The organism is Streptomyces sp. NPDC005262 (assembly GCF_042872425.1).
GTDB lineage: Bacteria > Actinomycetota > Actinomycetes > Streptomycetales > Streptomycetaceae > Streptomyces.
Window position 1 is genome coordinate 83241 of the sequence record NZ_JBIAKK010000016.1, and the last position, 13907, is coordinate 97147.

The following is a 13907-nucleotide window of genomic DNA, read 5'->3' on the forward strand; positions in this document are numbered from 1 at the left end:
GGCGGTCACGGCAGCCGCCAGTCGACGGGTTGTGCTCCCTGGCGCTCCAGCAGCTCATTGGCCCGGCTGAACGGCCGCGAGCCGAAGAACCCCCGGTCCGCGGACATGGGGGAGGGGTGCGAGGACTCGATCGCCGGGAAGTCGCCCAGCAACGGCCGCAGATTCCGGGCGTCACGCCCCCACAGGATCGACACCAGCGGCGTGCCCCGCGCCACCAGCGCCCGGATCGCCTGCTCGGTCACTTCCTCCCAGCCCTTGCCACGATGCGCCGCGGGCCGCCGTGGTGCCGTGGTCAGTGCCCTGTTGAGCAGCAGCACCCCCTGCCGGGTCCAGGGCGTCAGGTCGCCGTCGGACGGTCGGGGCAGTCCCAGATCCGTGTGCAGCTCCCGGTAGATGTTCTCCAGGCTGCCCGGCAGCGGCCGCACTTCGGGTGCCACCGAGAAGCTCAGCCCCACGGCATGCCCCGGCGTCGGGTAGGGGTCCTGACCGACGATCAGGACCCGCACCTCGTCGAAGGGCTGCTGGAACGCCCGCAGCACATTCGGTCCCGCGGGCAGGTAGGTACGCCCCGCGGCGATCTCCGCGCGCAGGAAGTCGCCCATCGCGGCGATGCGTTCGGCCGCGGGTTCCAGGGCCTGAGCCCATCCCGGCTCGATGATTTCTTTCAACGGTCTTGCTGCCACGGGCCGCACTCTACTGCTCATACGACCGGACCGATCAACCGCCGATGGCCGCCGCCCGAACACAGAGAACGTCCGGCAGATGCGAGGCGAGCTGCTCCCAGCTGTCCCCGTCGTCCCTGCTCGCGTACACCTCGCCGTTGCGGTTGCCGAAGTAGACCCCGGCCGGGTCGGCGTCGTCCGTGCAGAGCGCGTCACGCAGCACCGTGCCGTAGTGCGTCTCCTCGGGCAGTCCGGCGGACAGCGGCTCCCAGCTGCTGCCGGCGTCGCTCGTGCGGAACACCCGGCAGCGGTGCTCGGCCGGGACTCGGTCGGCGTCGGCATTGATCGGGAAGATGTACGCCGTCTGCGCCCGGTGCGGGTGGGCCGCGGCGGCGAAGCCGAAGTCGGACGGCAGCCCCACGCCGATGTCCGTCCAGCTGTCCCCGGAGTCGTCGCTGCGGAACACACCCCAGTGGTTCTGCAGATAGAGCCGGTCCGGATCGACTGCGTCCCGGGCGACCTTGTGGACGCACTGGCCGAACTCCGGGTTCGGATCCGGCAGGAAGACCGCCGACACCCCCTTGTTCGACGGGGCCCAGCTCCCACCGCCGTCCTTGGTGCGGAACACACCGGCGGTGGAGACCGCGACCGTCACGTCCCGCGCATCCCTCGGATCGGTCAGGATCGTGTGGAGCCCCTCGCCACCCCCGCCCGGCACCCACTTCGAACGCGTCGGGTGCTCCCACAGCGGGCGGACCAGCTCGAAGGTCTCCCCGCGGTCCTCCGAGCGGAAGAGCGCGGCAGGCTCCGTCCCCGCGTACACGACGTCGGGAGCCTCGGCCCCCGCCGGGTGCAGCTGCCAGACTCGCTCCAGGGAGGCGCCGGTGAACGGCGGGAACTTCACCGCAGGTTGCTGCGGCTCGACCCATGTCGCGCCCAGGTCGTCGGAGTGGAACACCGACGGCCCCCAGTGCGCGCTGTCCCCGCCGACCAGCAGTCGGGGCACCGGACCGCGGGTGTCGATGGCGATCGAGTAGATCGCCTGCGCATTGAAGTGTGGAGCGCCGAACTCCCATGCGCCACCACGCCTTCGGCCGATGAAAAGTCCTTTACGGGTTCCCACAGTGAGCAGTACGTCGGTCATGGCCGACACCTCCCGAAACGCCTTTGTCGCGGACAGGGGTCAGTCTGCACCCGGCCACTGACAGTGGGGTGCAGAGACGATGTCTGTGCAGGTCGGACGGGGGTGGCGGGCGGAGGGCGGGCATCCGGCGGAGGGGGTGCGGCCGCACCCGCGCGGGCCGTCTTGACCACCGTCCGGAGCGGGCCGTAGCGTCGGGTGGAAAGCGCTTGCCCCGTCGTCGATCCGGACCCAGGAGCACCCGTGGTGACCTTCGAAGGACTGCCCGGCGCCGTGGCCGTCTCCCACCTCCGGGTCTACGACTGGCCCACCGAGGACGGGCTGCGCGGTGGCACGCCCCACCTTCACCTCACCTGTTCCGAGGGGTACGTGGTGGTCGGCGGCGCCGGCTCCGTGCAGACCCTCACGGCGTCCGGCTTCCGGCAGACGCCCCTGGCCGCCGGGTCCCTGGTGTGGTTCACCCCCGGCACGATCCATCGCCTCGTCAACGACGACGCCCTGCGCATCGTCGTCCTCATGCAGAACAGCGGACTGCCCGAAGCCGGGGACGCCGTACTCACTTTGCCGCCCCGCTACCTGACCGAAACGGACACCTACCGCGCGGCGGCCGCGCTCCCCGCCGACGCGGCGGAGCCGGAACAGGAACGCGCCGCCCGCGCCCGCCGCGATCTCGCCGTCGAGGGCTTTCTCGCGCTGCGCCGCGCCACCGAGGCCGGCGACCCCGAGCCGCTCGCCGCCTTCCACCGGGCTGCCGCCGCACTCGTGAGGCCTCGGACGGACGACTGGCGGGGGCGCTGGGAACAGGGCGCCGCCGCAGCGTCCCGGGCAACCGGTGAGCAGCTGGACTCCCTGGCACAAGGGGACGGTGGTCACCTCGCCCGTGCCTGTGTGCACGCCGAACAGCCGTCGGCGTACGGAAAGTTCGGGATGTGTGGCCGTCTCGACGTCTACAGCGGCTGATGCCACGGAAGGCGGTGGCTCAGGCCGTGCTCACCGGGTGCGGCCCGCAGCTGGTGAGCGCCCCGCCGTGCTCCATGGCCTCCGGTGCCCCTGATCGCACGATCAGAGCCCCAAGGCGTCGTCGGCCCAATCGAATGCGGGCGCTCCACCCGCGCCCGGCGTCTGTTCGGACCAGATGACCTTCCCCTCGGTGGTGTAGCGGGTGCCCCAGCGGTCGGCGAACTGGGCGACGAGATACAGGCCGCGGCCGCCTTCGTCCGTCGTCGACGCATAGCGCAGATGCGGTGCGGTGCTCCCGGAGTCGGACACTTCGCAGATCAGCGAGTGGTCGTACAGCATCCGGACGCGGATGGGGGCGCCGCCGTAGCGGATGGCGTTGGTGACCAGCTCACTGAGGATCAGCTCGGTGGTGAAGATCTCTTCCTCCAGCCCCTGGTCGGCGAGCCACTGGGACACCTTCTTGCGGACCCCGGCGACGGCCGACGGGTCGGGCTCGATGTCCCATTCACCGATCCGGGAGGGGGCGACGATGCGCGTAGCGGCCACCAGGACGGCGGCGTCGTCGCCCGGAGGGGTGGGCAGGAGCGCAGTGATCAGGTCGTCGCAGGTCTCCTCGGGAGTGCGGTGCTGTCCGGCCAGCGTGTCGCGCAAGGTGTCGAGCCCGGTATCGAAATCCCGCTCGCGCGACTCGACGAGACCGTCGGTGTAGAGCACCAGACGTGTTCGCTCCGGCAGCGGCAACTCCACTGCCTCGAAAGGCAGTCCGCCGATGCCCAGAGGCAGACCTGCGGGGACGTCGGGGAACTGCACCGTGCCGTCGGGCAGTACCAGGACGGGACCGGGATGGCCGGCCCGGGCGGCGGAGCAGGTGCCGGACACCGGGTCGTAGACGGCGTACAGGCAGGTTGCCCCCGTGACCTCCGCGCGGTCGCCGTCGACGTGCTCCTCCTGGTCGATGCGCGCCACCAGTTCGTCGACGCGCGCGAGGAGTTCGTCGGCCGGCAGGTCCAGCGTCGAGAAATTGTGCACGGCGGTGCGCAGGCGGCCCATCGTCGCGGCGGCGTGCAGGCCGTGTCCGACTACGTCGCCGACCACCAGTGCGACGCGGGCACCGGGCAGCGGAATGACGTCGAACCAGTCGCCGCCCACCCCGGCCTGAGCCGGCAGATAGCGGTATGCGACGTCGAGGGCGTCCTGCTCGGGCAGGCCGCGCGGTAGCAGGCTGCGCTGCAGCGTCACCGCCATCTCGTGCTCGCGGGTGTAGCGGCGGGCGTTGTCGACACAGACGGCTGCCCGGGCGACCAGTTCCTCGGCGAACGTCAGATCGTCCTCGTCGAAGGGTTCCGGATTCTCCGCGCGCCAGAAATTCGCCATGCCCAGGACCGCACCGCGGGCGTGCAGCGGGACGGAGAGCAGGGAATGGACGCCGTACGTGAGGATTCGCGCCGCCTGTTCGGGGTCGGGCCCCTGCCAGCGCGGCTCGGCGGACAGGTCCGGCACCAGCATCGTGTGCCCACTGATCAGACCCAGGGCCGGCGGGCTGGTGGGAACGAACCCGATGATCCTCCCGATCGGATAGAAGGGGTGGTCGTCGCGCACGCCTGCCGTGGCCGTGCGCCGCATGTCCAGCACGGCGCCGAGCGGCTCCGCCGGCTCCTCACCGTGCAGCACGGACTCGGCGAGATCGACCGAGGCGAAGTCGGCGAAACGGGGGACCGCCACTTCCGCCAGTTCCTCCGCGGTCCGGGTCACATCCAGGGTCGTCCCGATGCGCGCACCGGCCGAGTGGAGCAGAAGCAGCCGCCCCCGTACCTCTGCCGCCCGGCCGGCAAGGGCGGCCAGTTCCGTCGTGTCCCGCAGGGTGGCGACGGTCCCGGCGGGTCCGCCGTGTTCGTCGGTGGGCCGCAGATTGACGGCCAGCAGCCGGTCGCCGGCCACGCTCACCTCGTCGGAGGCGACACGGCCGCAGGCGAGCAGTTCCGCGAGGGGACGAGGCAGGCCGATATCCGTCATCGGACGTCCCTCGGCGTCCGCAGGCAGGCGCAGCAGCCGCCGTGCCTCGTCGTTGGCCAGCACCAGCCGTCCGTCGCCGTCGATGATGAGCACCCCTTCGCGTACGGAGTGCAGCACCGCGTCGTGATGCTCGTACAGGCGCGTCATCTCGGCGGGGCCGAGGCCACGCGTCTGCCGCCGCAGACGTCGGCTCACCAGCGCCGCTCCGCCCGAGGTGAGGGCAAGTGCGGTCACCGCGGAGCCGGCCAGCACCGGCAGTTCGCGGTCGGCCATCTTGTTGATGTTCGTGACCTTGATGCCCACGGACACCAGGCCGGCGGTCGAGCCGTCGGGCCTCGGTACGGGCACCACCGAGTTCACGGCCGGCCCCCGGCTCGCCGGATAGGTGCGGGTGAAGCCGTGCCCCAGAACCGCTTCCTTGTACGGGCCGAGGATGTGTTTGCCGATCATCGCGGGATCGGGGTGGGTGTAGCGGATACCGCGTGTGTTGGACACGACGACGTACTCGACGTGTGTGCTCTTCCGGACCGCTTGCGTGAGCGGTTCCAGTACGGCGGTGGGATCCGGGCCGTCCAGCGCCGCCACGATGCCCGGGGAGTGGGCGAACGTGACGGCGACGGCGTACGAACGGCTTCGGGCTTCCTGAACGGCGGCGTGCCGGCCCTGCACCACGAGCGAGACCACCGCCGCGGCGACGAGCAGCACCACGAGCGCCAGCTCCAGAAGCAGCACCTGCCCGGCCACGGTGCGTACGCCGAGCAAGGTATGGGAGTGTCCAGGGCGCGATGACCGGAGCCTTGCCACATATCTGCCAAAGCCGCCCATAGCTCATTTTTACCAGCTATGTCCATACGGGAATTCGCAGGAGTTTCGCTTGCATGGGCCACAGGCGCGGTACCCCGGGGGCGGGGCCGTCACTGGCCCCCTCCGACGGATCGTGGCTCCTGCCGATCCCTGTCCTCGTCGGAGACGCCCGGTCCGCCCGGCTTGCCCGGCCGTGGCCCGGTCCCCGGGTGCCCCACCGCTGCCACCGAGCCGTCGTCGGCATCGCCCGCGACCTGCTGCCCGCCCCCGGACGGTCGCCTCTGCGGTGAATCCGTCGGGGGGCCGGCCGCAGGTCGTGCGAGACGTCAGAGGCGGGGGGCCGCCGTGCTGCTGCGCACCACCAGGTTGGTCGCGAGGTCGACCCGAGTGGTCGCGGGCTGCTGGCCCCGGCTGAGATCGAGGACCAGCCGGGCCGCGGTCTCGGCCATCTCTATGAGCGGCTGGCGCACCGTGGTGAGCGGTGGCCCGATCCACCGGGTGAGGGGCAGATCGTCGAAGCCGACGACGCTGAGGTCCTCCGGGATGCGCAGGCCCAGCTCGCGAGCGGCCTCGTAGACGCCGAGTGCCTGCAGGTCATTGCCCGCGAAGATGGCGGTGGGCGGCTCGGGCAGCCGCAGGAGTTCCAGGCCCGCGGTGTAGCCGTCCTCGTGCGAGAACTCGCCCTCCCGGACCAGATCGGGATCGATGGGCAGTCCCGCGGTCTCCATGGCGGCCCGGTAGCCGTCGACCCGGGCTCGGCTGCACATCATCCGCGACGGGCCGCTGATGACACCGATCCGCCGGTGTCCGAGGCCGGTCAGATGGCGCGTGGCGGCCAGTCCGCCCTGCCAGTTGGTCGTTCCGACCGACGGCACGTCGTCACCCGGGTCGCCCGCCGGATCGACCACCGCGAACGGGATGTTGCGGCTGGTCAGCTGGGCGCGCTGGGCCGCGGTCAGATCCGAGAGCACCAGGATCACGCCCACCGGCCGACGGGCCAGCACGCCGTCCACCCAGGTCTGGCCCGGTGTAAGCCGGCCGGCGCTCTCGGAGAGCACCAGGCTCAGCCCTTCCTCCCGGGCGACGTTCTCGACTCCCCGGACGACTTCCATGGCCCAGCCGCTGTCGAGCTCGTGGAAGACCAGATCGATCAGCTGCGACTGTGCCGTGGAACCCCGCCTGCGCCGGTAGCCGTGGAGCAGCAGCAACTCCTCCACCCTGGTGCGCGTACCGGGGGCGACATCGGCTCGGCCGTTCAGCACTTTCGAAACTGTCGGCGCCGAGACTCCGGCAGCGCGAGCGATCTCCGCCAGCGTGGCGGTGCTCTGCGACGGCACGTCGGCAGATGCCTTCTCCTGTGGTGACTGGACCTTTGCAGGGCTCATGCGCGAATCGTAGCTTCATGTCGCTCGGATCGGGGAAGGGGCCAGGGTTCGGAAAATCCTTCCACGAACCCCTTGACGTGCCCGAAACACGACCGTACGGTTCCGGCAACATTCGAAAGACACCCCGAAACATTCGACAGAGGTGCGGTCATGCGGTCGGGCATTTTCACTCAGGGCACGCGTACGGCGAGATGGACCGCAGCGGGTGCGGCCATGGTACTGGCCGGTCTGCTGGCGGGTTGCGGTACGAGCGGGGACAGCGGTAGCGACGGTGGAACCATCACCGCATACGTCTACGGCGATGACGCGGTCAAGGTTCAGCAGGCCGCGGTCACGAAGTTCAACAAGACCTCCAAGGTCAAGGTCAAGCTGGTGTCCGTCCCCGGCACCGACTATGTCAACAAGCTCCGCAGCGCCATGGGCTCGCCCAGCGCGCCGGACGTGTTCTTCAACTGGGGTGGCGGCTCGATCAAGCCGTACGTCGACGCGAACCAGCTCGTCGACCTCACTTCCACCGTGAAGAACGACGCCACGCTCAAGGACGGATTCCTTCCGTCGATCATGACGGCGGGCAGTCTCGACGGGAAGATCTACGGTGTGCCGATGCGCGGCATGCAGCCCGTGATGCTCTTCTACAACAAGTCGCTCTTCGCCGAGAACAAGATCGAGGCCCCCAAGACCTGGGAGGACCTGCAGAGCGCCATCACCACCTTCAAGGCCAAGGGCATCACGCCCTTCGCTCTCGGCGGCGCCGACAAGTGGCCCGAGCTGATGTGGATGGAGTACCTGCTCGACCGGATCGGCGGACCCGAGGTCTTCCAGAAGATCCAGAACGGCGACACCTCCGGCTGGGGCGACCCGGCGGTGCTGAAGGCGGCCCAGACCGTCAAGGAGCTCGTCGACCAGGGTGCCTTCGGCAAGAACTTCAACTCCGTCGACTACGGCAACGGTGGCGCGCCCACGCTCCTCAACAAGGGCAAGGCCGCCATGCACCTCATGGGCTCGTGGGAGTACTCGACCCAGCTGGGCAAGGCGCCGAAGTTCGCCGAGAAGGACCTCGGCTGGACCGCCTTCCCGACCGTGGCCGGCGGCGTCGGCGACGCGGCGGACGTGGTGGGCAACCCGACCAACTACTGGTCGATCAACGCCCGCACCAAGCACAAGGACGCCGCGATCGCCTTCCTGAAGACGATGGCCTCGCAGGAGTACGCCAAGGCCCTGGTCGACAACGGGGACATCCCCACCACGTCCAACGCGGCCTCGATGCTCAGCACGTCGCCCAACCCGCAGTTCGCCAACGACCAGTACAGCCTGGTCCAGAAGGCGCCCAGCTTCACGCTCTCGTGGGACCAGGCACTGGAGTCCCAGTACGCCACCCCGCTGCTCACCGAGCTCAGCAAGCTGTTCGCCGGCAAGTCCACCCCTGAGCAGTTCGTCGCAGCGATGAAGGCCGTCAAGTAAGCATGTCCCACCACACTCCGCACGTGAAGACGCGTGGGGGCAGGAAGACGGCCGTCGGCAACGTCGGCCGTCCTCCGGTCAGCTGGGCACTGCCCGGCATCCTCTTCTTCGCCGTCTTCGCGATCGTCCCGCTGGCGATCGCCGTCTACCTCTCCTTCTGCCAGTGGGACGGGCTGAACTCCCCGACCCCGACGGGCCTGGACAACTGGACCCGGCTGTTCAAGGACCCGGAATTCCGCCAGGCCGCCTGGCTGAGCCTTCTGCTGACCACCATCAGCTGGGCCTTCCAGACCCCTGTGGCACTGCTCCTCGGTGTCTGGGCGGCGGGCAGGCAGCGCAGCAGGGCCGTGCTCTCCGCGGTCTTCTTCGTCCCGCTGCTGCTCTCGACCACCGCCATAGCCATGCTCTTCCACGCCCTGCTGGACCCCAACTTCGGCGTGATCACGGAGATAGGGCCCTGGTTCGGGATCGACCCGAACATCATGGGATCCTCCACCGGCGCCCTGCTCACCGTGGCGTTCGTCGGCGGCTGGCAGTTCATGCCGTTCCACACCCTGATCTACCAGGGCGGCGCCCGGCAGATACCCGAGGTGCTGTACCAGGCGGCCGAGATGGACGGCGCCGGCATGTTCCGGCAGTTCTTCCACATCACTCTGCCGCAGCTGCGCCACACCATCACGACCTCGTCGGTTCTGATGATCGTCGGCTCGCTGACGTACTTCGACACCGTGCTGATCATGACCAAGGGCGGTCCCGGCACGGACACCACGGTCCTGCCGTACCTGATGTACCGGACCGGTTTCCAGACCTATGACCTCGGCTATGCCGCGGCGATCGCCACGGCCCTGGTCGTGGTGGCCACCGCCCTGTCGCTGATCCTGGTCCGCTTCAGCGGCTTCGGGAACATGCGGTCCACCCGGGAAGGTATGTGACGAGATGTCAATCGACACCCGCCCCGAGGCGCCGGCCATGTCGCCCGCGATCCGACGCCGTGGGGCCGCCGCCCGCCGCCGCAAGAGCTGGGGCAACCCACTGGCCGGTCTGGGCTCGCTGGTCTGGCTCATCATCGTGGTCGTACCGCTCTACACGCTGATCTCCTCGTCGCTGATGCACCAGGACGAGGCGCTCAACGGGGACCCGCTGGCCTTCCCCACCCACCCGACGCTCGACAACTACAGCACCGTGCTGGACAGCGGCTTCTCCACGATGCTCGTGAACACGGCGATCGTCGCCGCGTCCACCGTGGCCATCGTGCTGCTGCTCGCGGTGCCCGTCGCCTACGTGGCGGTGCGTACCCGCAGCCGGCTCTCCTCGCTCGCCTTCCGGACCTTCCTGCTCGGCGTGGCGATCCCGGCGCAGGCGGTGATCGTGCCGCTGTATCTGCTCATCGGCAAGATGGGGCTCTACGACACCCTGCCCGCGATCATCCTGCCGACCGCCGCTTTCGCGATGCCGGTGGCCGTACTGGTGCTCAGCGGCACCATGCGCGATGTCTCCGAGGAGATGTACGAGGCGATGGCGCTCGACGGCGCCTCGCCCCTGCGGATGCTGTGGCAGCTGGCGATCCCCATGTCCAAGGCAGGCATCAGCACGGTGGCGATCTACACGGCGCTGCAGGCGTGGAACGGCTTCCTCTTCCCGCTGATCCTGACGCAGTCCGAGGAGAACCGGGTACTGACCCTCGGTCTCTTCAACTTCATGACCCAGTTCGGAGTCAACATCCCTGCCGTTCTGGCCGCGATCGTCCTCTCCGTCGTGCCCATCTTCGCCGTCTACCTCGTGGCACGGAAGGCCCTGGTCAACGGACTGATGGGGGTGGGCGGCAAGTAACACACCCACGCCGCCCCGCACCACCGCACTCATGAGAGGAACCCTGCCCCCATGGCAATCCCCCCTGCCCCGCATGCCCACCAGGCCTCCCGGCCCACCGCCGTCGACGGCCCGTGGCGCGACCCTTCACTCACCCCTGAGACACGGGTGGCCGACCTCGTCGCCCGGATGACGCTGGAGGAGAAGGCAGCGCAGCTGTACGGAGTCTGGGTGGGCGCCGACGTGGACGGTGACGGGGTCGCACCGCACCAGAACGACATGGTCGACCCGGTCGACCTGGACGAGCTCACCACCCGCGGCCTCGGCCAGCTGACCAGGCCGTTCGGCACCGCCCCGGTGGATCCCGGCGTCGGCGCCGTCTCCCTGGCCCGCGCCCAGGAGCGGATCGTGGAGGCCGGCCGGTTCGGTATCCCGGCGCTGGCCCACGAGGAGTGCCTCGCGGGTTTCACCGCCTGGGGCGCCACCGCCTACCCCGTCCCGCTGTCCTGGGGAGCCGCCTGGAACCCGGAACTGGTCACCGAGATGGCCCACCGCATCGGCCGCGACATGCGGTCGGTGGGCATCCACCAGGGGCTGGCACCCGTCCTCGACGTGGTGCGCGACCTGCGCTGGGGCCGGGTGGAGGAGACCATCGGCGAGGACCCGTACCTGGTCGCCACCATCGGCACCGCGTACGTCCGCGGCCTGGAATCTGCCGGGATCGTCGCCACCCTCAAGCACTTCGCCGGATACGCCGCCTCGGCGGGCGCCCGCAACCTCGCTCCGGTCCGGGCCGGTACGCGCGAGATGGCCGACGTCATCCTCCCGCCCTTCGAGATGGCACTGCGGGAAGGGGGTGCCCGCTCGGTGATGCACTCGTACGCCGAGATCGACGGTGTGCCCGCGGCGGCCGACCCGGCGCTGCTCACCGAACTGCTCAGGGCGACCTGGGGGTTCGACGGCACCGTCGTCGCCGACTACTTCGGCATCGGCTTCCTGGAGACACTGCACAAGGTCGCCGCGGACCGTGGCGACGCCGCCCGCCTCGCGCTGCGCGCCGGGGTCGACGTGGAACTGCCCACCGTCCGCAGCTACGGCGATGCGCTCGTCGCCGCCGTACGGGACGGCTCCGTGGACGAGGGGCTGGTCGACCGGGCGCTGAACCGGGTCCTGCTGCAGAAGTGCGAACTCGGACTGCTCGACCCGGAGTGGTCGCCGCTGCCGGCCGCGCTGATCGGGGGCGACCCCGAGCAGGCGCGTGCCACGGTGGACCTCGACCCGCCGGAGAACCGGGCACTCGCCCGGCAGCTGGCCGAGCAGGCCGTCGTGCTGCTCGCCAACCCCGGCGATGCGCTGCCGCTGCGCGGTGACGGCCGGATCGCGGTCGTCGGGCCGCGCGCCGACGACGCGCTGGCCATGCTCGGCTGCTACTCCTTCCCCAGCCACGTCGGGGTCTCGCACCCCGAGGTGCCGATGGGGATCGACATTCCGACCGTGCTCGAAGCGCTGCGGGGGGAGTTCCCCGGCGCGGAAGTCGGCTCGGCGGCCGGCTGCGACGTGGACGGCACGGACACCTCCGGCATCGAGGCGGCGGCCGAACTCGCCCGCGACAGCGATGTGTGCGTCGCCGTGCTCGGCGACCGGGCCGGGCTGTTCGGCCGCGGCACCTCCGGCGAGGGCTGCGACGCCGCCGACCTCGCCCTGCCCGGGGTCCAGGGCGAGCTGCTCGACGCACTGCTGGCCACCGGAACCCCGGTGATCCTGGTGCTGCTGACGGGCCGTCCGTACGCGCTGGGCCGCTGGGCGGACCGTACGGCTGCCACCGTGCAGGCGTTCTTCCCCGGCGAGGAGGGCGGTCCGGCACTGGCCGGTGTGCTCTCCGGCCGGGTGAACCCCTCCGGCCGGCTGCCGGTCGGTGTCCCGCACGGCCCTGGTGGCCAGCCGTGGACGTATCTGCAACCGCCGCTGGGGCTGGCGAGCGGGGTCAGCAACCTGGACCCGACGCCGCTCTACCCCTTCGGGCACGGTCTGTCGTACACCTCGTTCGAGTGGGAGGCGGGCGCCGCTGCCCCGGCCGAGCTCCCCACCGACGGCTCCACCGACATCGAACTCACCGTCCGCAACAGCGGGGACCGCGAAGGCGCCGAGGTGGTGCAGCTCTACGTGCACGACCCGGTCGCCCAGACCACGCGCCCGGAGTCGAAGCTGATCGGGTACGCCCGGGTGCAGCTCGCCGCCGGGCAGACCCGACGCGTGCGGTTCCACTTCCATGCCGATCTGGTGTCCTTCACCGGCATCGGCGGTCGACGGATCGTCGAACCCGGCGATCTCGAACTGCGGCTCGCGACATCCAGCGCGGCCGACGACGTCAAACAGACCGTGAAGCTGCGGCTCACCGGTCCCGAGCGCACGGTCGATCACCGGCGCCGCCTCGTCTGCGACACGTCGATCGAACTGATCTGAATCCGCCCTCACTTGAGGGCCCGGGCCTCCCCGCGCCAGCTGCGGGGAGGATCCCGAAACTTTCGACTCGGTACATTCCATCGAAGGGACATGTCATGCGCAAGCCAACTCAGGCTGCCGTTGTCGGCGCCGCCGCCGTAGCCCTGCTGGTCTCCACGTTCACCGTCGCGGCCAGCGCCACCCCGGAGAACGCCGCCCACCACACCAAGCCGAAGAGCGACGCCGCTGCCAAGACCCTCGGGGCCCTGGGCAAGCGGGCCGACCTGCGGATCGGCACGGCGGTCGACATGTCGGCGCTCGCCTCCGACGCGCCCTACCGGGCCAAGGCCGCGGGGGAGTTCTCCTCGGTCACCCCGGAGAACGTCATGAAGTGGGAGGCCGTCGAGCCGCAGCGCGGCACGTACAACTGGGCTCCCGCCGACGAGCTGGTGGACTTCGCCAAGGAGAACGGACAGCTGGTCCGGGGTCACACCCTGGTCTGGCACAGCCAGCTGCCCGGCTGGCTGAACAACGGCGACTTCACGGCCGATGAGCTGCGCGAGATCCTGCACAAGCACATCACCGACGAGGTGACCCACTTCAAGGGCAAGATCTGGCAGTGGGACGTCGTCAACGAGGCCTTCAACGACGACGGCACCATGCGCGACAGCATCTGGCTGCAGAAGCTCGGCCCCGGCTACATCGCCGACGCCTTCCGCTGGGCGCACCAGGCCGACCCCAAGGCCACGCTCTTCATCAACGACTACAACATCGAGGGTGTCAACGCGAAGAGCACCGCCCTCTACGACCTCGTCGCACAGCTCCGCAAGGAACACGTGCCGGTTCACGGCGTCGGCATCCAGGGACACCTGGACGTCCAGTACAGCGCCCCGCACGACATCGCCACCAACATGAAGCGCTTCGACGACCTCGGTCTGGAGACCGCGATCACCGAGGCCGACGTCCGCATCCCGATGCCCGCCGACAACACCGAACTGGAGGCGCAGGCGGAGGCCTACGACGTACTGCTGCGGGGCTGCCTGCTGACCGAGCACTGCACCGACTTCACGGTGTGGGGCTTCACCGACAAGTACTCCTGGGTTCCCGGCGTCTTCACGGGTGAGGGCGCGGCGAACATCCTCGACGAGAACTACAAGGCCAAGGCCGCGTACAACGCGATGAGCCAGGACCTGACGCTGGCCGCAGGCAGGGACTGATAGCGCACATGAT

At 69.9% G+C, this 13907-nt stretch carries 10 protein-coding genes; 6 read left to right on the forward strand and 4 right to left on the reverse strand.

Features of this window, described 5'->3' with window-relative positions; all coding sequences use genetic code 11:
• Positions 1 to 5: 5 nt before the first annotated feature.
• Positions 6 to 683 (reverse strand): uracil-DNA glycosylase, encoded by a 678-nt coding sequence (locus ACFYP5_RS30590; protein ID WP_389042015.1) that lies wholly within the window; start codon positions 681 to 683, stop codon positions 6 to 8.
• Positions 684 to 717: 34 nt separating this feature from the next.
• Positions 718 to 1806, reverse strand: coding sequence for a WD40/YVTN/BNR-like repeat-containing protein (locus tag ACFYP5_RS30595; RefSeq protein ID WP_389042016.1), 1089 nt, complete (start codon positions 1804 to 1806; stop codon positions 718 to 720).
• A gap of 240 nt (positions 1807 to 2046) precedes the next feature.
• Between ACFYP5_RS30595 and ACFYP5_RS30600 the strand changes: the two genes are divergently transcribed.
• On the forward strand, positions 2047 to 2763 hold the full coding sequence (locus ACFYP5_RS30600) for a cupin domain-containing protein (RefSeq protein WP_389042017.1): 717 nt from the start codon (positions 2047 to 2049) through the stop codon (positions 2761 to 2763).
• Between the two features lie 102 nt (positions 2764 to 2865).
• Here the strand turns inward: ACFYP5_RS30600 and ACFYP5_RS30605 are convergent, their stop codons facing one another.
• Both ACFYP5_RS30605 and ACFYP5_RS30610 read right to left on the reverse strand, forming a co-directional pair.
• Entirely contained in the window at positions 2866 to 5538 is a 2673-nt protein-coding gene (locus tag ACFYP5_RS30605) for a SpoIIE family protein phosphatase (RefSeq protein WP_389042018.1), read from the reverse strand.
• A 368-nt stretch (positions 5539 to 5906) separates the two neighbouring features.
• Entirely contained in the window at positions 5907 to 6965 is a 1059-nt protein-coding gene (locus ACFYP5_RS30610; protein ID WP_326602125.1) for a LacI family DNA-binding transcriptional regulator, read from the reverse strand.
• Between the two features lie 213 nt (positions 6966 to 7178).
• Here ACFYP5_RS30610 and ACFYP5_RS30615 point away from each other — a divergent pair, with 213 nt between their 5' ends.
• The 5 genes from ACFYP5_RS30615 (at position 7179) to ACFYP5_RS30635 (ending at position 13894) form a co-directional block, all read left to right on the forward strand.
• Positions 7179 to 8426 carry an extracellular solute-binding protein gene (locus ACFYP5_RS30615; protein ID WP_389042090.1) on the forward strand — a complete coding sequence of 416 codons (1248 nt, stop codon included), beginning with the start codon at positions 7179 to 7181 and terminating at the stop codon, positions 8424 to 8426.
• A 2-nt stretch (positions 8427 to 8428) separates the two neighbouring features.
• Positions 8429 to 9358, forward strand: coding sequence for a carbohydrate ABC transporter permease (locus tag ACFYP5_RS30620; protein ID WP_389042019.1), 930 nt, complete (start codon positions 8429 to 8431; stop codon positions 9356 to 9358).
• A 4-nt stretch (positions 9359 to 9362) separates the two neighbouring features.
• Entirely contained in the window at positions 9363 to 10256 is an 894-nt protein-coding gene (locus tag ACFYP5_RS30625; protein WP_389042020.1) for a carbohydrate ABC transporter permease, read from the forward strand.
• Between the two features lie 51 nt (positions 10257 to 10307).
• On the forward strand, positions 10308 to 12698 hold the full coding sequence (locus ACFYP5_RS30630) for a glycoside hydrolase family 3 N-terminal domain-containing protein (protein WP_389042021.1): 2391 nt from the start codon (positions 10308 to 10310) through the stop codon (positions 12696 to 12698).
• A 95-nt stretch (positions 12699 to 12793) separates the two neighbouring features.
• Positions 12794 to 13894, forward strand: coding sequence for an endo-1,4-beta-xylanase (locus tag ACFYP5_RS30635; protein WP_389042022.1), 1101 nt, complete (start codon positions 12794 to 12796; stop codon positions 13892 to 13894).
• Positions 13895 to 13907: the final 13 nt, after the last annotated feature.